Source organism: Amycolatopsis sp. CFH S0740 (assembly GCF_004522315.1).
GTDB classification, from domain to species: domain Bacteria; phylum Actinomycetota; class Actinomycetes; order Mycobacteriales; family Pseudonocardiaceae; genus Amycolatopsis; species Amycolatopsis nivea.
This window is the reverse complement of record NZ_SDLS01000005.1, coordinates 235,688-254,718: the sequence shown is the minus strand read 5'-3', so window position 1 is coordinate 254,718 and position 19,031 is coordinate 235,688. Positions and strand designations below refer to the sequence as shown.

General features: G+C 70.4%; 16 protein-coding genes. 7 read left to right on the top strand and 9 right to left on the bottom strand.

Annotated elements, in window-relative coordinates; translation table 11 throughout:
- Nucleotides 1-2 precede the first annotated feature (2 nt).
- Entirely contained in the window at nucleotides 3-1,613 is a 1,611-nt protein-coding gene (locus tag EIZ45_RS11590; protein ID WP_134664936.1) for an amidohydrolase, read from the top strand.
- An 84-nt stretch (nucleotides 1,614-1,697) separates the two neighbouring features.
- Here the strand turns inward: EIZ45_RS11590 and EIZ45_RS11585 are convergent, their stop codons facing one another.
- Both EIZ45_RS11585 and EIZ45_RS11580 read right to left on the bottom strand, forming a co-directional pair.
- Nucleotides 1,698-2,261, bottom strand: coding sequence for a hypothetical protein (locus tag EIZ45_RS11585; RefSeq protein ID WP_134664938.1), 564 nt, complete (start codon nucleotides 2,259-2,261; stop codon nucleotides 1,698-1,700).
- A 143-nt stretch (nucleotides 2,262-2,404) separates the two neighbouring features.
- On the bottom strand, nucleotides 2,405-3,844 hold the full coding sequence (locus tag EIZ45_RS11580) for a GMC family oxidoreductase (protein ID WP_134664940.1): 1,440 nt from the start codon (nucleotides 3,842-3,844) through the stop codon (nucleotides 2,405-2,407).
- 141 nt (nucleotides 3,845-3,985) lie between these two features.
- Here EIZ45_RS11580 and EIZ45_RS11575 point away from each other — a divergent pair, with 141 nt between their 5' ends.
- Nucleotides 3,986-5,422 carry an aldehyde dehydrogenase gene (locus EIZ45_RS11575; protein WP_037817773.1) on the top strand — a complete coding sequence of 479 codons (1,437 nt, stop codon included), beginning with the start codon at nucleotides 3,986-3,988 and terminating at the stop codon, nucleotides 5,420-5,422.
- A 45-nt stretch (nucleotides 5,423-5,467) separates the two neighbouring features.
- On the opposite strand, the gene EIZ45_RS11570 is transcribed toward EIZ45_RS11575, so the two are convergent.
- The 6 genes from EIZ45_RS11570 to EIZ45_RS11545 all read right to left on the bottom strand — a co-directional run bounded on the left by EIZ45_RS11570 (nucleotide 5,468) and on the right by EIZ45_RS11545 (nucleotide 14,402).
- Nucleotides 5,468-6,442 (bottom strand): alpha/beta hydrolase, encoded by a 975-nt coding sequence (locus tag EIZ45_RS11570; protein ID WP_134664942.1) that lies wholly within the window; start codon nucleotides 6,440-6,442, stop codon nucleotides 5,468-5,470.
- A complete protein-coding gene (locus EIZ45_RS11565; RefSeq protein WP_134664943.1) occupies nucleotides 6,439-7,719 on the bottom strand; it encodes a hypothetical protein in 1,281 nt (426 codons plus the stop codon). The genes EIZ45_RS11570 and EIZ45_RS11565 overlap by 4 nt, the downstream gene beginning before the upstream one ends.
- On the bottom strand, nucleotides 7,716-11,444 hold the full coding sequence (locus EIZ45_RS11560) for a serine/threonine-protein kinase (RefSeq protein ID WP_134664945.1): 3,729 nt from the start codon (nucleotides 11,442-11,444) through the stop codon (nucleotides 7,716-7,718). Before EIZ45_RS11560 ends, EIZ45_RS11565 begins: the two co-directional genes overlap by 4 nt.
- Before the next feature lie 60 nt (nucleotides 11,445-11,504).
- Nucleotides 11,505-12,860 (bottom strand): serine hydrolase, encoded by a 1,356-nt coding sequence (locus tag EIZ45_RS11555; protein ID WP_134664947.1) that lies wholly within the window; start codon nucleotides 12,858-12,860, stop codon nucleotides 11,505-11,507.
- An 87-nt stretch (nucleotides 12,861-12,947) separates the two neighbouring features.
- Nucleotides 12,948-13,151: a hypothetical protein gene (locus tag EIZ45_RS11550; RefSeq protein WP_205670037.1), complete on the bottom strand. Its 204-nt coding sequence runs from the start codon at nucleotides 13,149-13,151 to the stop codon at nucleotides 12,948-12,950.
- A gap of 63 nt (nucleotides 13,152-13,214) precedes the next feature.
- Nucleotides 13,215-14,402, bottom strand: a complete 1,188-nt coding sequence (locus EIZ45_RS11545) for an amidohydrolase (RefSeq protein WP_134664949.1) — start codon at nucleotides 14,400-14,402, stop codon at nucleotides 13,215-13,217.
- 152 nt (nucleotides 14,403-14,554) lie between these two features.
- Between EIZ45_RS11545 and EIZ45_RS11540 the strand changes: the two genes are divergently transcribed.
- Together EIZ45_RS11540 and EIZ45_RS11535 are read left to right on the top strand one after the other, a co-directional pair.
- On the top strand, nucleotides 14,555-15,424 hold the full coding sequence (locus tag EIZ45_RS11540; RefSeq protein ID WP_134664951.1) for an oxidoreductase: 870 nt from the start codon (nucleotides 14,555-14,557) through the stop codon (nucleotides 15,422-15,424).
- A gap of 209 nt (nucleotides 15,425-15,633) precedes the next feature.
- Nucleotides 15,634-16,185 (top strand): HAD family acid phosphatase, encoded by a 552-nt coding sequence (locus EIZ45_RS11535; protein ID WP_037817768.1) that lies wholly within the window; start codon nucleotides 15,634-15,636, stop codon nucleotides 16,183-16,185.
- A gap of 39 nt (nucleotides 16,186-16,224) precedes the next feature.
- Here EIZ45_RS11535 and EIZ45_RS11530 read toward each other — a convergent pair whose 3' ends face one another.
- Nucleotides 16,225-16,959 (bottom strand): SDR family oxidoreductase, encoded by a 735-nt coding sequence (locus EIZ45_RS11530; protein WP_134664953.1) that lies wholly within the window; start codon nucleotides 16,957-16,959, stop codon nucleotides 16,225-16,227.
- A 134-nt stretch (nucleotides 16,960-17,093) separates the two neighbouring features.
- Here EIZ45_RS11530 and EIZ45_RS11525 point away from each other — a divergent pair, with 134 nt between their 5' ends.
- From EIZ45_RS11525 to EIZ45_RS11515, 3 genes are read left to right on the top strand one after another with little or no spacing between them, the layout of a single operon-like run.
- Nucleotides 17,094-17,960, top strand: a complete 867-nt coding sequence (locus EIZ45_RS11525; protein WP_134664956.1) for an RNA polymerase sigma-70 factor — start codon at nucleotides 17,094-17,096, stop codon at nucleotides 17,958-17,960.
- 20 nt (nucleotides 17,961-17,980) lie between these two features.
- Nucleotides 17,981-18,343, top strand: coding sequence for a DUF5313 family protein (locus EIZ45_RS11520; RefSeq protein ID WP_037817763.1), 363 nt, complete (start codon nucleotides 17,981-17,983; stop codon nucleotides 18,341-18,343).
- 34 nt (nucleotides 18,344-18,377) lie between these two features.
- Complete coding sequence (locus tag EIZ45_RS11515) at nucleotides 18,378-18,641, top strand: metalloregulator ArsR/SmtB family transcription factor (RefSeq protein ID WP_240690721.1); 264 nt, start codon at nucleotides 18,378-18,380, stop codon at nucleotides 18,639-18,641.
- Nucleotides 18,642-19,031 lie beyond the last annotated feature (390 nt).

The window sequence follows — 19,031 nt, the reverse complement described above, 5'->3', positions numbered from 1 at the left end:
CCGTGGCGCCTGAACTGCTCCTCACCAACGCCACTGTGTACACAGTGGACGAAGATCGGCCGTGGGCGGCCTCGCTCGCGGTGGAGAACGGCCGGGTGAGCACCGCCGAGGCCGGTCCGGACACCGAGGTCGTCGATCTCGGCGGCGCGTTCGTGCTGCCGGGATTCGTGGACGTGCACAGCCACCACGCCCTCGCCGGGCGGGAATTGTTCGAGCTGCGCCTGGAAAGCGGCGCGGGCCTGGACCAAATCCTCGCCGCGGTCAGGGAATGGTCGGCCGGGCTCGGTCCGGACGAATGGGTCGTCGGCGGCGCCTGGCCGTCCACTTTGGCCCCCGAACTCGGTCACGAGTCCGTGCGGCGGGCGCTGGACGAGGCGGCGGGCGGCCGTCCGGTGGTGCTGATCGAGGACAGCAGGCACAACCGGTGGGCGAGCAGCCGGGCGCTCGAACTGGCCGGGATCACCGCAGCCACTCCGGACCCGACCGGCGGGACGATCCACCGCGACCTCGACAGCGGCGCACCGACCGGTCTGCTGATCGAGACCGCGGGCTTGGCGGTGGAGCGGGCGATGCGGGACACGCGCACGCTCACCGCCGAACAGCACGCCGAAGCGTCGCGGCGGGCGATCGCGATCCTGCACTCGTACGGCATCACCGCGTTCCAGGACGCCGGGGCCACCCTCGACATCCTCGCCGCGCTGAAGACGCTGGACGACGCGGGCGAACTGGCCGCGTGGGTGGTGTCGTCGATGTTGGTCAACGACCCGATCTTCGGCGCGGACCCGATCGGCGAACCACTGCTCGACCGGGCCGCGGCGTACCGCAGCGAGCACCACCGGCCGGACTTCGTGAAGATCTTCCTCGACGGCACCCCGCCCGCGCACACCGCGGCGTTCCTGGAGCCGTACCTGCACCACGAGTGCTTCTGCGGCGACACCACGATGCCGCCGGAGGAACTCGCGAAGTGGCTGGACGTCGCCGTCGCGGCCGGGCTTTCGGCGAAGATCCACTGCGCGGGCGACGCTGCCGTCCGGGCCACTTTGGACGCTGCCGGCAATCTCCGCGCCCGCGGCGACTACACGACGAAAATCCAAGTGGCGCACGGACAATTCATCCACCCGGACGATCTGGAGCGGTTCGCGACGCTCAACGTGTCGGCGGACATCTCGCCGTTCCTCTGGGTGCCCGGCGTGATCCCGGACGCCATCGCCCAGGTGATCCCCGCCGAACGCGCGGCGCGAATGCAGCCGAACCGGACGCTGCTGGACACCGGCGCTCTGGTCGCCGGGGGTTCGGACTGGCCGGTGAGCGAATCCCCGAACGCGTGGGAAGGCATCGAGGGCCTGATCACGCGGCAGGACCCGTACGGCAAGCACCCCGGGAGCCTGTGGCCGGAGCAGGCGATCACGCTGGCCGAGGCGATCCAGGTGTTCACCCTGAACTCAGCCCGCGCGTGCGGACTGGACGACGTGACGGGGTCGCTGACGCCGGGCAAGTCGGCGGATTTCGTGGTGCTGGACCAGGATCCGTTCAAGACTCCGGCGAATGAACTGGCCGGGATCACGGTGCGGGAGACGTGGTTCGGGGGGAAGCGGGTTTACGCGCGGGACTAGGGCTGCGCAACGCAGGTCAGCGGGAACGGACGGGCCCGGCGGAGAGTTTCGCCGCCGGGCCGCCGCAGCAGCGACCCGGCTCCCTCAGTTCCAGACGATCAGCTGCGTCTGATACCGGTAGACCCAATTCTCCCGCTCGCCGGCGCCGACCACCTTGAAGTAGACGACCCGGCCGCGGGTCTTGAGGCACACCTGCGTTCCGGGGACCGGGTCGATCTTCTCCCGCGATTGCGTGTCCGCCAAGTCGGAGCACTCCTGCTTCGATGGCGGCCGACTGCCGGTCCAGACCGCACCGCCGCCCGACGGATAGAGTGTGCCGTAGATGTCCTGGCTCATGCTGCCGCCCGCATTGTCCTTCGGCGGCAGCGATTCGAAATCCGGGTAGCTCGTCAACGCGAACTTTCCTTGCCACCGGATCTCCGAAGGGGCGGCCTCGCTCGGGTCGCTCGCCGACATCGGCGCGCTGCTCTTCTGCGGGGCCGATGGCGCGCGACTGGTCTCCACCGGGCCGACAGCAGGGTCCTTCTTTCCCATCTGCTGGGCGAGCAGCGTCCCGGCTACCCCCATCGCCGCGGCATGAACTATCCCCTCCCCTGGGAACACCACTCTAGCGATGCCGCGGGTAACGATTTCCCAGGGGTTAAGCACGTTTTCCTGATTTCAAGCTCGATTATGCAGATAAAATCACGTCAATCGACGTGGGCTATTTCAGAATTCGCACCAGAACCAGCATGGTGCGGTCCGTGCCGGGAACCGAACCGCCCCGGCCCGGCCCGGCCCGGAGAACCGATTTACGCCAGCATGAACTCCGCCACCCGCTCCCCCATCAGCACCGCAGGCGCGTTCGTGTTCCCGCTGATCACCCGCGGCAGCACCGAAGCGTCCGCGACCCTCAGTCCGGACACCCCGCGCACCGCCAGCGTCGGATCAGTCACCGCCAGCTCGTCGGTCCCCATCCGGCACGTGCCCACCTGGTGGTGATACGTGATCGCCGTTCGCCGGACGTACTCCCGGATGTCCGCCGGTCCCGGGTACAGCTCCCGCGCGCCCCATTCCTCGGCCAGTGCCGGGGCGCCGCCGATCAACTGGCACTGCTCCACCGACGCGACCAGGCTTTCGAAGTCCGCCGGGTGTGCCAGCGCGGCCAGGTCGATCAGCGGCATCTCGGCCGGATCCGTGCTGCGCAGCCGCAGCGTTCCCCGGCTTTGCGGTGTGATCATGCCCGCCATCAGCGAGAACCCGGTCGCCGGTCCGGTCATCCACGGTTCGTACATCGGCACGCTGAAGTGGATCGGCTGCGTGTCCGGCACCGCCAGGCCTGGGCGGCTGCGCCAGAACAGATGCGTTTGCGTCACCGAAAGCCCGGTCTGCGGCGGCGCGACCGCGCGCCGGTCGGTGGCGAAAATGACCGGCGACAGCAGGTGGTCGTGCAGGTTTTCGCCGACCCCTGGCAGATCGGCGACGACGTCCAAGCCCAGCGCGGCGACGTCGTCAGCCGGGCCGATTCCGCTGCGCAGCAGGATCGCTGGGGACGCGAGGGCGCCGGCGGCGAGCACGACCTGGTCGGCGAACAGCGACTCCAGTTTGCCGTCGATCTCCGCCAGCACGCCGATGCAGCGATCGCCCTCGAAGAGCACGCGATGCACCAGCGCGCCAGTGTGGACGGTCATCTGGCCGGCGACCGGTTCGGCGTAGCAGAGCCAGGTGTTGCGCCGCCGACCGCCGGACATGGTGACTTGCTGCACGGAGACGCCGTCGAGGGTGCCGCCGTTGTAATTGTCGTTGAACGGCAGGCCGATCTCCTGCGCGGCGTCCACAATGGACTGCTGGATCGGCTGCAGCGGATCGTGCTGTTCGAGGTCGAGCAGGTCGCGTTCGATCCGCTCGTACACCGGGCGCACGTCGTCCCAGGTCCAGCCGGGCAGGCCCCAGCCGTCGTAGTCCGCCGCCGCGCCGCGGACCCAGATCATCGCGTTGAGCGAATGCGAGCCGCCGAGCACCTTGCCGCGCGGCAGGTGCAGCCTGCGGTTCCCGGCGTGCGGCTGCGGCACCGTGTAGTAGTCCCAGTCCTCGGCGGCGTGCCACAGTTCCCCCGCGCGCGACGGGTCGTGGATCGCCGCGTTCGTGTCCGGTCCGCCCGCCTCCAGCAGCGTCACCTTCGCGCCCGCGTCGACCAGCCGCCGGCACACCACCGAGCCCGCCGAACCCGCACCCACCACGATCACGTCCATGTCCTGATCCTGGCCGGTCCCCCGGCCGCGCCCGGAATTGTCTTCACTCGCCGACAACGGGCGTGCCCTCGCGGACAAGACCGCCCGCCCGCCGCGCGCCGATACTCGGGAGCGACCAGAAGACCGGGACTAGGGAGCACCATGGCGACACGCCTGTTCATCGACGGTCAGTGGACCGAGGCCGGCGGGGAGCCCATCCCGACCCGCGATCCGGCCACCGGCACGGTTCTCGAAGACGTCGGGACGGCGACGCGGGCCGACGTCGACGCCGCGGTCGCCGCCGCGCGCCGCGCGCTGACCTCGCCGGAGTGGGCCGGGCTGGCACCGGTGCAGCGCGCGAAACTGCTGTTCCGCCTCGCCGACCTCGTCGACGAGCACCACGAGGAGCTCGCCGCGCTGGAAACCCGCGACCAGGGCCAGCCGATCGGCATCTCGCGCCAGGTGAGCGTCACCGGCGCGGCCGAGCACCTGCGGTACTTCGCCGGCTGGGTCACGAAAATCCAGGGCACCACGAACCCGGTTTCGTTCCCCGACACCCTGCACTACACGCGCCGCGAGCCGGTCGGCGTGAACGCGCTGATCACGCCGTGGAACTTCCCGCTGATGATCCTCGTGTGGAAGCTCGCGCCCGCGCTCGCCACCGGCAACACCGTGGTGATCAAGCCGAGCGAGGTCACCCCGCTGACCAGCATCCGGCTGGTACAGCTGGCGGAGCAGGCTGGTATCCCAGCGGGCGTCGTCAACCTGGTCACCGGAGACGGTCCGGTGGGCGCGCTGCTGAGTTCGCACCACGACGTCGACCACGTTTCCTACACCGGTTCCACCGCGGTCGGGAAGCTGATCACCGCGGCGAGCGCGGAGTCCAACCTCAAGCGGCTCACCCTCGAACTCGGCGGCAAGGCCCCGAGCATCATCGCCGCCGACGCCGACCTGGACGCCGCCGTCGCGGGCAACCTCGCCGGCGCGACGCTGAACACCGGGCAGGTCTGCGCCGCGTACACGCGGTTCTACGTCGACCGCAAGCGCGAGCAGGAGTTCGTGGAGAAAATGGCCGCCGGGCTGGCGGGCCTGCAGGTCGGCCCCGGTTTGGAGGAGACGACCCAGGTCGGGCCGCTCGTGTCGGACAAGCACCGCAGGCACGTCGCGAACCTGGTGGCGACCGGCCGTTCCGAAGGCGCGGACCTGATCACCGGCGGCTCGGAAGTCGACCGCGACGGCTACTTCTACCAGCCGACGCTCTTCGCGGGCGTCACCGACTCGATGACGATCATGCGCGAGGAGATCTTCGGCCCGGTGCTGGCGGTGACGCCGTACGACGACCCGGACGAACTGGTCGCGCGCGCGAACGACACGCAGTACGGCCTCGCCGCGACTGTGTGGACCCGCGACATCCGTACCGCGCAACGCTATGCGGACGGGATTCGCGCGGGCGCGGTGTTCGTGAACATGCCGCCGATCCCGGACATGGCCGCCCCGTGGGGTGGATACAAGGCGTCGGGCTGGGGCCGCGAAATGGGCCCGTGGGCGCTGGACGCGTACACCGAGACGAAGGCCGTTTGGCTGCACTACGGCTACTGAACGCTTTCGGGGCTCGGCGGTCTGCCTCGGACTGTCGAGCCCCGTTCAGCGGGCCAGTTCGGCCAGCGACAGCAGCAAATGCGCCGACTCCGGGTACCAGATGTCCGAATGCGCCCCGGCTGGATTCCACCACCGCCCGCGCCGGAACCGCCACCCCGACTCGACGTTGACGATCCGCCGGTCCAATTCGGACCGTGAGTACTCCGCCGATACCTTGTGCAGCACCGTGTTCGCGACCTCGTCGGCCGGAGCCTTCACCCCGACGTTCCCGATCCCTCGCACGCCCTCCGCCAACCGGTGCCACAACCCGGTCGCCCGGTCAAACCGGGACCGGGTCAGCACGACCGGCCCGTTGATCGGCGCGGCACGCAGCACCGGGGCGAACCGGCCGGTGAAGATGTCCGGGCGCGCCGCCATCTGGAACACCAGCAGAGTGTCCACAGTGTACGGATAACGCGGGTCAGCCCGATCCCACCCGAGAACCGGCGGACCGTCGCCCGCCGCGGCCTGCACCGCTTCCACGACGAACCGGCCGCCGAAGGAATGGCCGACACAATGCAGGTACTGTCCGGTGACGGTCCGCAAACTCGGCGCACTGCCCGGCAATTGACGTTCCGCGTTCAGATATCCGAGCAATTGGCCGAGCGCCTCCGCGGCCCGCCCGTCGGTGGTCATCGCATGCGCCCGGTCGCGGATCCGCCGGTACCCGGTCAGGAACGGGTTGCTCATCGACGGCCACCGCACCATGACGTAAAACCCTTGCCACGCACCGAGTCCTTCGTAAGACCCAGCCGCGTACTGTTCCTCCAGCAGTCCGAAGAACTGCCGCGCCCGCCGGCCCGCCGTCTCCCGGTTGTTCTGCCAGCCGTGCACGAACACGACGATGTCGGTCGCCGTCGCCGGAACCTCCAGCCACCGGGCCAGCAAGCGCGGCACCGCCTCGGCGGGCACCGGTTCGCCGGTTTCCGGATCCACGAAATCGCCGTGCTCGTCGAGGTCCAGGATCACCGGTTCGGTCACGGTCGCCCTTCCTGCCACAGATGCACGTCGATCCCGCGGTACAGCGAAAACATCAGCCCGAGCGGATTGTGGTGTTCGTCGGCGAACGCGCGCGCCAGCGAGCGCACGATATCGCCCAGTTTCGCGCCCGTATCGATGAATTCGGTGAACAACCGCCGCGAATACTCGCACGCGAACGCGGGCGGCAGGTCGATCTGCGGGCCGATCAGGCAGCGTCCGCCGTTGCCCAGCAACGCTTTGCCGAAGGCCGAGTAGAACGCCGACGTCACCTGTCCGCCCTGGCACGCCCCGACGTACACGAACGGCTTCGTCGGCAGCGGCGCTTCCTCCAGCCACGCGGTCAGATCGGTGCCGTAGATCCGTTCGCCGTCGCCTAGTTTCAGATACGGTTGTTCGATCAGCCCGCCGGACCCGCTTACCTTGCCGTGGCAGCCGAAATACGTGACGTGGTCGGCGAAATCGCGGCTGCGGAAATGCGCGGCGAGCGTTTTCTTGTCCGGCCGCAGCACGACTTCGGCCCGGCCGTGGAAGAAGTCGACCACCGGCGCGATGTAGGGCGTCTCCGGGAATTGCCGGTCCACGCCGTGGTCGACGTTGAGCCCCACGACCGGTTTGCCGCCGTCCACGGTGATCCGCGCGTCGAAGTCGTCGACCCGGGAGAAGGTGTGCTCCACGACGTGCCGGTAGCCCCAGAACCCGGCGAGCGACCAGTTCTCGTCGTCCGGGTACTCGTCCGGCCGCCGCGGCGAGGTGTACAGCATGCCCCACGGCACGATCAGGCTGTCCGATTCGATGCTGATCACGTTCTCGCCCTCGGCGAGCGCCAGTTCCAGCAGCGCCCGGATCCGCTGCAGCCCGCGATCCGGACCGGCGAACAACAGCCGGTACATCAGATAGCCGGCGTCCGCGAGGGCGAAACCGGCGCGGCGCAACAGTTCCGGCCGCCGCGACAGGTCCCAGCCGTCGGCGAACGGGTGGCGGCGCGGCCCGCGCTCGGTCCGCTCGGCGACGTCCACGACGTGCCGCTGCCAGGTTTCGCGGAGGATGTCGATCCGGGAGTTCAGCTCGCCGAGGCTGTGCGCGATCCGGCCCTGGTACCCGCCGCCGCCGTCCTCCGGGAACGCGCTGCCCCACGCTTGCACGAGCAGCCCTGGCACCCCGGGGAACTCGAGGAACCGCAGGTTGACCGTCCGCGCGCGGTTGTACGGCGGCACCGCGACGCGGCTCAGCCCGGCGGTGTTGTCGACGGTCACCTCGGCGCTCAGCTGACGGGTCATGACAGCACCTCCACCGGCAGCGCGGCCGCGATTTCCAGGAGCAGCTGGGCGTCGTGCTCGCGGTAGATCCGGAACGCCAGCCGCAGCGGCCCCGGCGCGACCGGGACGACGTCGAACTCCGCCGGCTCGCGCAGCCGGTCGCCGGTGATCCAGCCGACCCGCGACATCGGCTGGGCCGCCCCGGGCGCGGCGTCGAGCAGCACCCGGACGCGCACGACACCAGCCGGCGCGCTCGCGGGTTCCTTGCGCCGCACCGAAACCGCGACCCGCACCGCCCGCCCGACGACCACCGGATCGTCAGACCGGCATTCGACGGTCGCCTCCAGCAGGCCCGGTCCCGGCGGCGGGCTGTCGTCCGGCGGTTTCGCGCCCGGCGGCCGTCTGCCCGCCCAGAGCACCCGCCGGGAGGAGAACGGCGGCATCCCCGAAACCTCGCCCGGCACGGGATACCCGGTCCGGCCGGTGCGCCAGGTAGCGGGCCGCGAATCCGCCCGGCGGGAATCCACGCGCCGGGAATCCACCCGACGCGAGTCGACGCGCCGGGAATCGATCCGGCGCGAGTCGACCCGGCGCGAGTCAACCCGCGCGCTGAGCACCGTGCCGTAAACCGGCGCTTGCGGCCCTTCGAGCTGGATGTCCTCAACGGGCTTCGCGGCATCAGCAGTGACCGGCGGCCGCAACGTCACCGAAATCCGCTCCGAAAGAAACTCTTCCCCAGCCAGCGGTCCGTGCAGGCTGACCAGCCCGCTCTCCGCGTCGACGACGTCCACCAGCAACCGCAACCGGCCCAGCACCGCCTCGTTGCCCTGCGCGGTCGCCAACGCCACCGCCGAACCCAGCGCGTCCAGCGTGGCACTGAGGTTTCCGTTGCGGTACGCGGAAAGCGCGGCATCCACGGCAGCCCCCAGGCCCAGGTGCGGACCGACCGGTGCTTGGGCCAGATGCGCCGGATCATCGGTCAGCCGCACGGAAACGGTCTCCGCCTCCGACTGCACCGAGCCCTGCTGCGCCCACATCGCGACCAGCTGATGGTCCCGCTCGATCGCCAACCCCGACGGCACGAGCAAGCTCAGCGCGTACTCCCTGGTTTCCCCTGCCGTCCACTGCCCGAGATCGAGCCCTTCCTCGCTGATTCGCCGCTGCGGCAAGGGTTTCTGCAACTCTCGCGGAGCCAGCTGGCTGACCCGGTACACCACACAACCCGGCGAATCGCGCACGAACAGCCGCATCGGACCGCCGCCGGAGCCAGCCGTGACCGTCACCTTCACGGTCGTGCTGGAGGTGCGCGACGGCAGGTAACGGGGGTAGTGCACCACGACTTTCGGCTGTGCGGCCGAGACCGGTCGCGGCACCTCGAGGCCGCGCACCCGTCCCGCGTGGTCCCGCAGCGCTGGCCACGCCGGGTTCGCCTGCTCCCAGTAGACCTGCGCGAGGTCGTGCTTCACCTGGCGCAAGTCAGGAAACCGGGTGGCAGCTGCGGGATTCTCGGCGGCCAGCCGCAGCAGCGTTTCCCCGACCACCGCAGTGAGCCGGCTCTGCGCGTCCTCGTCCAGGTTCAGGTCGCCGAGCCGGGACCACGCGGCAGCGGCTTCGTCGAGGCTCGGCAGTTCCGTCTCACCTGGCACGAGCGCGGCGAGCGCCCGCACCGCGCCGATCCGAGCCGCCAAGCCCGACGCCGCGGGTACTTCGTCCAAAACCGCGGCGGCACCGACCCGATCACCCTGCCCGAGCCGGATCCGGGCAAGCCCGAACGCCGCCGCGACCATGGACCGGTCGCACACCCACACCGCTTCGTAGTAGCGCGCCGCGGCCGCCGCCAACCCTCGCAGTTCGGCGCAGAAACCCAGCGCCAGTAACGGTGCCAGCTCGCCCGGCACCAGCCGCGCGCACTCCCGGTACTGGTTCTCGGCGTCGTCCAGCGAGCCCGCGTCCAGCAGGATCGCAGCGCTGCGCCAGGCCGCCGAGACCTCCTCGGATGCGGTGAAGAGGGCCATGGGCAAGGCGGCCCGCACGTCGTCGTCCCGCAGGCGATCGTCGGCGCGCAACGGCGGTTCCGGCCCCCAGGCTTCCCACTCCGGAACCCCGAGCCCCGCCGCGGCGAGCTCGCGAGGTTCGGCGAACACCCGCGACACGACCGGGCGCGGCACACGCGTGCGCTGGCTGAGCAGCTGCCGCAGCACCCCGCGCAGCTGTTCGGCCATGTCGTAGGCGGTGGCGAACCGGTCCTCGTAACTTGCCGTGGCCCGGTCGATCAGCACCTGCAGCATTTCCCGGCCAAGACCGCCGTACGACCCGGAACACTCCCGCAGCAGCTCTTCCAGGGTGCGGCCGACCGAGTAGAGATCCGACCGGACGCTGATGCCCTCCCGGTCCAGCTCGGACCGCGGCGGCTGATAGCCCGGCGTGCCGACGATCGCGCTGTCCCGGTCGTTCTGCCGCCGCACCGAGCCGAGGTCGACGAGAGTGATCCGATCGCCGTCCTGCAGCACGTTGTCCGGTTTCACATCGACGTACAGCAATCCCCGAGCGTGCAGGTACCCGACCGCCTCGAGCAGCTGCAGCCCGTACGCGGCGACATGCTCCGGACGCAGCCGCTTCGCGCGCTGGAGGACCGACCGCAGCGAAATGCCGCGCACGTACTCCATCACCAGATACCCGCTGGGCCTGCCGGTTTCCGGGTCCGGGTGTTCGACGTGCGCGAGGGTGCGGACGACGTTCGGATGGTCCAGTTCCAGCAGCTGCGGGACGACGGCGGACTGCGCGGCGGCCAGCGCGCCGCCGCGGTCCCGTTCGCCGACCAGGGTTTTGAGCACCACGAACCGGCCGCCCTCGGCCTCGTCGCGGGCGAGGTAGATCCAGCTGAACCCGCCGTGCGCGATGCAGCCGAGCACCCGGTACCGGCCGGCGACGACCGTGCCCTGGTCCAGCGTCGGCAGGAAGGTGAACGGCGTGCCGCAGCGCACGCAGTAGCCGCGCACCCGGCCGGGCCGCCCGGCCTCGCCGCGGCCCACCGGATTGCCGCATTCCCCGCAGAACCGGTGCCGTTCCGGCAGCGCCGCGTCGGGCAGCACGGCGTCGAACGGGTCCGGCGGCGTCGCTTTCGGCAGCGAGACCCGGAGGTCCCCGGGCACGGGCCGGCTGCCGGTGCGGACGAGGAGTTCGTCGAGCCGGTCCTCGATCACCGAATCGTCGGTCACCCATTCGCGCAGCTGCGGGAAGTACGCCAGCACGGTGTCCGCCGGAACCAGCCGCACCGCGCTGTCGACCACCACGATGCCGAGCAGCCGCCCGGTGGTGCGGTCGAACGCGGGACAGCCGGACAGGTCCGGGTCGACGCCGCCCTCCAGCAGAGTGAGCGGCACCCGTTCGCCGTCGGCCGCACCGGTGGTGGCACGTACCCAAATGCCGTAGCCGAGGCGGAGCGGAAGACTGTGGATCCGGACTTCCCGCCCGGATCCGACCTTCCGCCGGAGCGTCGCGCCGCCGATCACCGGAGTGTCCAGTTCGAGCAGCGCCAGGTCGCCGCGCGCGCCCGCGAGCGGCGGGACCAGCCCGGCCAGCGCCGCGGAACCCGCCGATTCGACCCAGAAAACGGTTTCGTCGCGGGCCGCCCGGGAGCAGGTCAGGACGTACCGGCCGCCGATCAGCACGCCGGCGCCGAGGAGGCGGCCGTCGGCAGCGTGGATGCGCGTCTGCCCCGTATTCCACCCCAGATCAGCGGCCACGAGGTAAAACCTTACCCGGGAACGGCCTCCGGATCGTTCAGTTCGGGCAAAGCCGTCCGGTCACCCGGCGCGACGGGTCGCCCTCCCCGAATGGACGTATCGCGCGCGGCCCGAACCGTCGTCGCCAAGGAAGACCAGCGGCAGATAGATTCCGCCCTGCGCCTCGCGGAGGATCAGCGTGTCGCCCTCGAGAAAGACCAGTTCGGATTTGCTGGCGGCGCTCAGTTCCGCGGCTGTCCCTTTAGGACGTTGCTCCAGCCAGACCCGGCCGTCGTCGTCCTGGGAGACCACGAGATCGGCGACCGTGCTGGCGTAGGTGCCGAGATACCGGTCGGCGGCGAACGGCTCCGGTTCGGCGGGCGGACGGGGCGGCAGCGCCACCTCGACGCCGCCGAATTCCTTGAGCAGCGCGGGAACGAGGTCGGCGTACAGGCTCATCGCGTCGCCGCCGTTGGTCAGCAACGCCACGACGAGGTCGCTTTCCGGCACCAGCCGCAGGAACGCCGCCTGGCCGACGGTGTTGCCGTCGTGGCCGTAAACCTGGCCGGTCGGGGTGTCGAACAGCTCCCAGCCGAGGCCCCAAGCGTCGCCCATGATGCCGAGCGGCGGAAGGCTGACCTGCCGCTGCAGCATGGCCGCGGTGCTCTCCGCGCTCAACACCCCCGCGCCGCCCGCGAGGTGCATGCGGCCGAACGCGAGCAAATCCGCCGCGGACATCGCGAGCGACGACCCAGCCGGTCCGTTGGACCGCAGCATCGACCAGAACGGCGCGGGCACAAGGTCCGCGCCCGGCTCGGGTTCGAGATGCCCGATCGCGGCGCGGAAGCGGATCGCGTCGAGGGCGTTCGGGCAGAACTGCTGGAGCTTCAGCGGGGCGGCGAGGTATTCGCGAAGGCAGTCCTCGTAATGCTTGCCGCGCAACACTTCCACCAGCCGCCCGAGGACGACGTACCCGGCGTTGTTGTAGGAGAACAACTCTCCGGGCGGGAACAGCTGGGCGACGCCGTCGAGGGTTTCGACGAACTTCTCCACCGCGTCGTCGCCGGGACCGGTGTCGGTGAAGAGATCGCCCTCGAACCCGGCGGTGTGGCTGAGCAACTGGCGCACGGTGATGGCCGCGTCGCCCAGTTTGAGATCGGGGAGATACTTCCGGATGGGAGCGTCGAGATCGACCAGGCCCTCGTCCACGAGTTGCAGGACGAGAGTGGCGGTCCACACCTTGGTGATCGAACCGATTTGGAATACCGAATCAGCCGTGGCGGTGACGCCAGTGCCGAGATTCAGCACCCCGGCGGCCGCGGTGGCGGTCTCCTCGCCGACCGCGACCGCGATCACCGCGGCGGGGACTCGGTGGTGGTCCAGCAGCGCGGGAAGGTCCTGCTCCAGCCGCCTGCGGAGAGCGTCGAGCTTGTCCATCCCGGGAAGGTATCGCCGCGGCGGGAGCAAAAGTTCGTCTCAGGATGCGGAAAAATCCGCGCTCGACTGGAGCATCGGACTAACTGCTCAGACGAGCATCTCGCCTTCCCGCGCCACCACCCGGCCACCCGCGATCACCCACGACCGCACCGGCACCCGCATCAACGCGTCCGGCACGTTCTCCGCCGCCACCAACACCACATCCGCCCGGCAACCCGGCACCAGATCATGCCGCTCCCGGCCCACGAACGACGCCGCCCGCCGCGTCGCCAGCTCCACCGCCGCCGTCAAATCCTCATCCCTCCGGCAGCCATGCAAGCGAGGCGAAGCCGGAAGAACCACCGGCCAACCCCCTCAGACGAGCACCTCGCCCTCCCGCGCCACCACCCGGCCACCAGCGATCACCCACGACCGCACCGGCACCCGCATCAACGCGTCCGGCACGTTCTCCGCCGCCACCAGCACCACATCCGCCCGGCAACCCGGTGCCAGGTCATGCCGCTCCCGGCCCACGAACGACGCCGCCCGCCGCGTCGCCAGCTCCACCGCCGCCGTCAGATCCTCGTCCCTCCGCAAGCCGTGCAAGCGAGCGAAACCGAGTGCGATCTGCAGGATGTCGCCGTCGCCGTACGGGGACCACAGGTCGCGGATCCCGTCCGTGCCGAGGCCGACTGGGATCTCGCGCGCCGACAGTTCAGCCCACGGCAGCGGCGCCACCCGCACCGGCGCGACCGTCGCCAGCGAGATGCCTGCCTCGGTGATCCGGTCGAGCAGCGCCGCCTGCCGCGCCGGGGGAACCTCGCCGAGCGCGAAGCCGTGCGACACGGTGACTTTGCCCTGCAGCCCGGTGCGCACGGTCCGGTCCGCGATCAGCTCGTACTGGAACGCGCCCAGCTCACCGCCGTCGTGCAGGTGGATGTCGAGGCCGACGCCGCGGCGCTCGGCGATCTCGAACAGTCCGTCGAGCTGGCCGACCGGGTCGCGGTCGATGCCCGCCGGGTCGAGGCCGCCGATCCGGCCCGCGCCCGCCGCGGCGGCCTCGTCGAGCAGTTTGAGCACACCCGGCCGCCGCAGCACGCCGTCCTGCGGGAAGGCCACGATCTCGACCTCCACCGCGCCGCCCAGCCGTTCCGCGGCCTCCTGCACGATCTCGATCCCGCGCAGGCCGAGCCCCAGGTCGATGTCCACATGGCTGCGCGCCGCGGTGGTGCCGTGCCGCAGGAATTCGCGCAGCACCGTCTCGGCGATTTCGACGCTCGGGATGCCGAGCGCGTCCCGTTCGGCCCGCTCGTGCGCGATGCGGCCTTCGGTGCTCGCGACACCGCCGTAGGAGACCCACGGCTTGCCCCACCAGCTCTTGTCGACGTGGGCGTGCGAGTTGACGAACCCGGGCAGCGCGAGCAGCCCCGCGCCGTCGAGGCGCTCGCCCTCGACCGGGGCGGAACCCGCGGGCCGGACATCGGAGATGCGGTCGCCGTCGAGGACGAGGTCGGCCGGCTCGCCGCCCCACGGACGCACGCCGGTCACAGTCAGAGAAGCCATGCTAATGGTATACCAAATTATCGGACGGCTGTCCCGCGAGCCTGGCCCTGACACTCCCAGGACCGAGGGGTACTGGCCGCGCCGCGCGACCGGCCGCACCATGGACGGCAGCCGCGACGGCACCGGCGCGGCGAGGAAAGAAGGGCGGAACATTGACCGACAACCTCCCCGGCGGGACGTTCACGTTGGCCGGGCGCACCGTCGCCCGCCTGGGATACGGCGCGATGCAGCTCGCCGGACCCGGCGTGTTCGGGCCGCCGACCGATCGCGACGAGGCGCTCGCGGTCCTGCGCACGGCCGTCGAGCTGGGCGTGAACCACATCGACACGGCTGACTTCTACGGGCCGCACGTCACGAACGAACTGCTCCGCGAAGCGCTCGCGCCCTACGACGGGCTGCAGATCGTCACCAAGGTCGGCGCGGTGCGCGACGACCAGGGCGGCTGGATCCACGAGCGTTCGCCCGCGCAATTGCGCGACCAGGTCGAGTCGAACCTGCGCAACCTCGGCGTCGAGGCGCTCGACGTGGTGAACCTGCGCGTCGGCGGCGGACCGGACGGCCACTCGCCGGTTCCGGGTTCGCTGGCCGAGCCGTTCGGCGCGCTCGCCGAAATGCGCCAGGAAGGCAAGATCAAGGAACTCGGCGTGAGCGTGGTCGACGCCGAGCAGGTGGCCGAGGCGCAGTCGATCGCGCCGGTGGTCACCGTGCAGAACTGGTACAACGTGGCGCACCGCGGGGACGAGAAGCTGATCGAATCCCTTGCCGCCCAAGGGATTTCCTACGTCCCGTTCTGGCCTCTCGGCGGGTTCAGCCCGCTGCAGTCCTCGACGCTGGACGACGTCGCCGCCCGGCTCGGCGCCAGCCCGAAGGCGGTCGCGCTGGCCTGGCTGCTGCACCAGTCGCCGAACATCCTGCTGATCCCCGGCACGTCGTCGGTCGCGCACCTGCGCGAGAACGTGGCGGCGGGCGAACTGGAACTGCCCGCGGACGCCTTGGCCGAATTGGACACCATCGCCGGATAACGGCGGATTCGGGGTGATGATTGTCAACCCGCGTCGACAATCATCACCCCGAATCGCGGCGGAAAACTCCCCCGCAGCTCCCGGTGAACGGACCGAGAATTCTCCTCCGCGAACGAAATATTCACCGACGAACGACGGTACACCGGAATCCCCCGCGCGATTAGCGTGCTCGACGGCACTTTCCGCCACGCTAAGGAGAAAACGCGCCGATGAACGTCAAAACCGCCTGCGCCGCCATTCTCGCCGTCGCCGGGCTGATCGCCGCGCCTGCCACCGCCTCGGCCGCGCCAGCCGACTTGCCCAGCTACGACCAATGGCAGGCCGACGTGCGCGAAGCCGTCGATCCGGCCATTCCGTGGCTGACCGACCGGGTCGCGCAGGGCGGGTCCGGGCTGGCGATCGTGCTGGACATCGACAACACGTCGCTGGAAACCGAATACCACCCCGGCGAACCGAACCGGCCGGTGCTCGCGGTCGCGCAATGGGCAGGCGAGCACCACGTGTCCGTCCTCTTCGTGACGGCGCGGACCAGTTCTTCCTCGGCGCGCACGCAGCTGGGCAATGCGGGCTATCCGATCGACGCGATCTGCACCCGCAAATCCGGCGAGCACACCGCGGAAGGCAAGCAACGCTGCCGCGCGGACCTGACCGACCAGGGCTACACAATCACGGCGAACATCGGCAACCGGTCCACCGACCTCGAAGGCGGGGACTACGAAAAAGGCTTCAAACTCCCGGATTACGACGGCCAGCTTTCGTAACTCGCGAGCGGCGATCCCGGCGAGAACCGGGATCGCCGTTCACCGGCCCAGCCACTCCGCCAGCCCGACCCTCCCCCGCCACGCGCCTTCCGCGGGCACCAGGCTGTCCTTGCCCAGCACCGTCCCGAAGTACTTCGCGGCCGGGTCGGTCACCACCTCGCGCGGATCCTTTCGCGCGGTCAGCACCCGCCGGATCCACTCGTCCATCGGCAGCACGTCCGGTCCGCCGATCTCGACGATCCCGCCGGCCGGCGGCTCGCCCGCGGCCCGCGCGACCGCCACCGCGACGTCCTCCGCCGCGATCGGCTGCGTGCCGCCGTCGGAGAGCCGCACCACACCGTCGACCGTCGAGGTGTCCGCGATCGCGACCGCGAACTCCAGGAACTGCGTCGCGCGCACGATCGTGTAGTCCAGCCCGCTGTCCTGGATCAGCTTCTCCTGCGCGACCTTCGCCCGCAGATACCCGGAATCCGGCAGCTCGTCGGCGCCCACGACGGACAGCGCGACGAAATGCCCCACCCCGGCTTCACTCGCCGCCTTGACCAGATTCCCGGTCGAACGCCGGAAGAACTCCATCACGTCGTCGTCCGCGAACGACGGCGAGTTCGACACGTCCACCAGCACGTCGGCACCCTGCAACGCACCGGACAGCCCCTCGCCGGTCAAGGCGTTCACGCCGGTGCTCGGCGCGGCGGCGACGACCTCGTGCCCCTCGAGCAGCCCCACGACCTGCGAGCCGATCCGCCCGGTTCCGCCGATGACGACGATCTTCATGCTCGTTCCCTCCGTTCCCGCCGCGGCGGCCGCCGCGAGCGTCGCCAGTCAGGACCGGACAGCGCGCCGATTTGTGACACCCCGGCCCGCTAAGCTCGCGAATGCCCGCCGGAACAGGAAGGAACGCGCCGCCGATGGAGGAAATCGCCGAGGCCGCCTCGGTGTTCGCGCAGGTCCGGCCGCGGCTGTTCGGGATCGCCTACCGGATGCTCGGCAGCGTCGCCGACGCCGAGGACCTCTTGCAGGACGTCTGGCTGCGCTGGCAGACCTGCGACCGTTCGGCCGTCCGCAACCCGGGCGCGTTCCTCGCCACCACCACGACCCGGCTGGCCATCACCGCGAGCCAGACCGCGCGCGCCCGGCACGAAACCTACGTCGGCCCGTGGCTGCCCGAACCCGTCGATACCTCGGCAGACCCGCAGCTCGGCGCCGAGCGGGCCGCCGCGCTCGAGGTCGCCGTGCTGTTCCTGCTGGAAAAGCTCCCTGCGACGGAACGGGCGGCGTACGTGCTGCGCGAGGCGTTCGATTACCCGTACCAGCAGATCGCCGACATCGTGCAGACCACCGAGGTGAGCGCGCGCCAGCTGGTCAGCCGGGCGCGCAAGCACCTCGCCGCGGAACGCCGGGCGCCCGTCGAACCAGCGGAACAGCGGCGGCTGCTCACCGCGTTCGTGGACGCCGCGCGCTCCGGCGACCTGGCGACGCTGGAGAAACTGCTCGCCGAGGACGTCGTCAGCTACTCCGACGGCGGCGGCGCGGTCCGCGCGACGCGGATTCCGGTGGTCGGCGCGGTCACGGTGGCGAAGTACGTCCGCGCGTTCGCCGACCGGTTCTGGGCCGGCGCCGAGGTCCGCTGGAGCGATGCCAACGGCCAGCCCGCGGCGGTGGTGAGCCACGGCGGAACCGTCACCGCGGTGCTCACCGCGACGGCGTCGGAGGAGGGCATCCACCGCGTGTTCTGGCTGATGAACCCGGCCAAGCTCGGGGCGTATCCCGCCTGAGCCCGGGGTACCCGGCGGGGATGAAGCGACCCGGCCCGGTGCGCTGGCTGCACTACGTCTACGGCGGGGTACTCCCCGAGGAGTACCGCGAGTGGGTGCTGTACGACGCGACCGCGAAGACCTGGGTGCTGCGCTTCGCGTTCCGGATCTTCGCCGAGGCGCTGCCCTGGCTGATCGCCGGCTACGTCGTCCTCACCCTGGTCACGCCGATGCCCGCCGGGATGATCGTCGCCGCGCTGCTGATCAGCCTGCTGCTGAGCCTGTTCCTCACCGTCACCAGCGCCGACGAACTCGCCGAGGTCCGGCTCACCAAGCACGGTTTTCCGCCCGGCACCGGGAAAGCGGTCCGCAAACGCCGCGGCGGCGCGTCGACCTGGCCGTGAGCCGGTCGCGTAACTGCAGGGTTACGCTTCCGCTGTGGACCTGGCCGCCAGTGCGATCGCCGACCCGGTGCGGCGGGACATCCTGGCGCTTCTGCAACACCAGCGCCTGCCTGCCGGGAAAATCGCCGCGCGCTTCGCCATCAGCCGCCCGGCGGTGTCGCGGCATCTGCGCGTACTGCGGGAAAGCGGGCTGGTGCGCGACGAACTCGTGGGCAGGCAACGGTTTTACGCCCTCGACCCGCGGGGCTTCGCCGAACTCACCGCCTGGCTCACCCGGCTTCTCGCCCCGCCCGCCTGACAGCAGCGGCTCGACCGTCGCGGCGACTGACTGTTTCGGCCACCGACGAATCCGACGCCTGGAGGATGGCACTGCTTTTGGAGTCCCCAGGCGCGACGACGGCACACCGAAGCCGGACTTCGCCGACTACCACCCGGCCACGGCGCCCTATTTCACCGAATTGGCCGGAAAACCCTCCTGACCGTCCGTCAATAGTCCACTTCGGACAGTCGGCGGCCGAACGAAATGTCCTTGGACGGCCAGGACTTCCCCGTTCGGCTGACAGCAGCGACCGGCGCGGAATCGCGCGACCGACTGCCGGATCCTCGGCGGCATATGGAGTACACTGCTGTACCAGTTACTTTCAGTAGTCCCGCGTGACGAGGTGTGGGCCGGTCCGGTGGGAGGTGC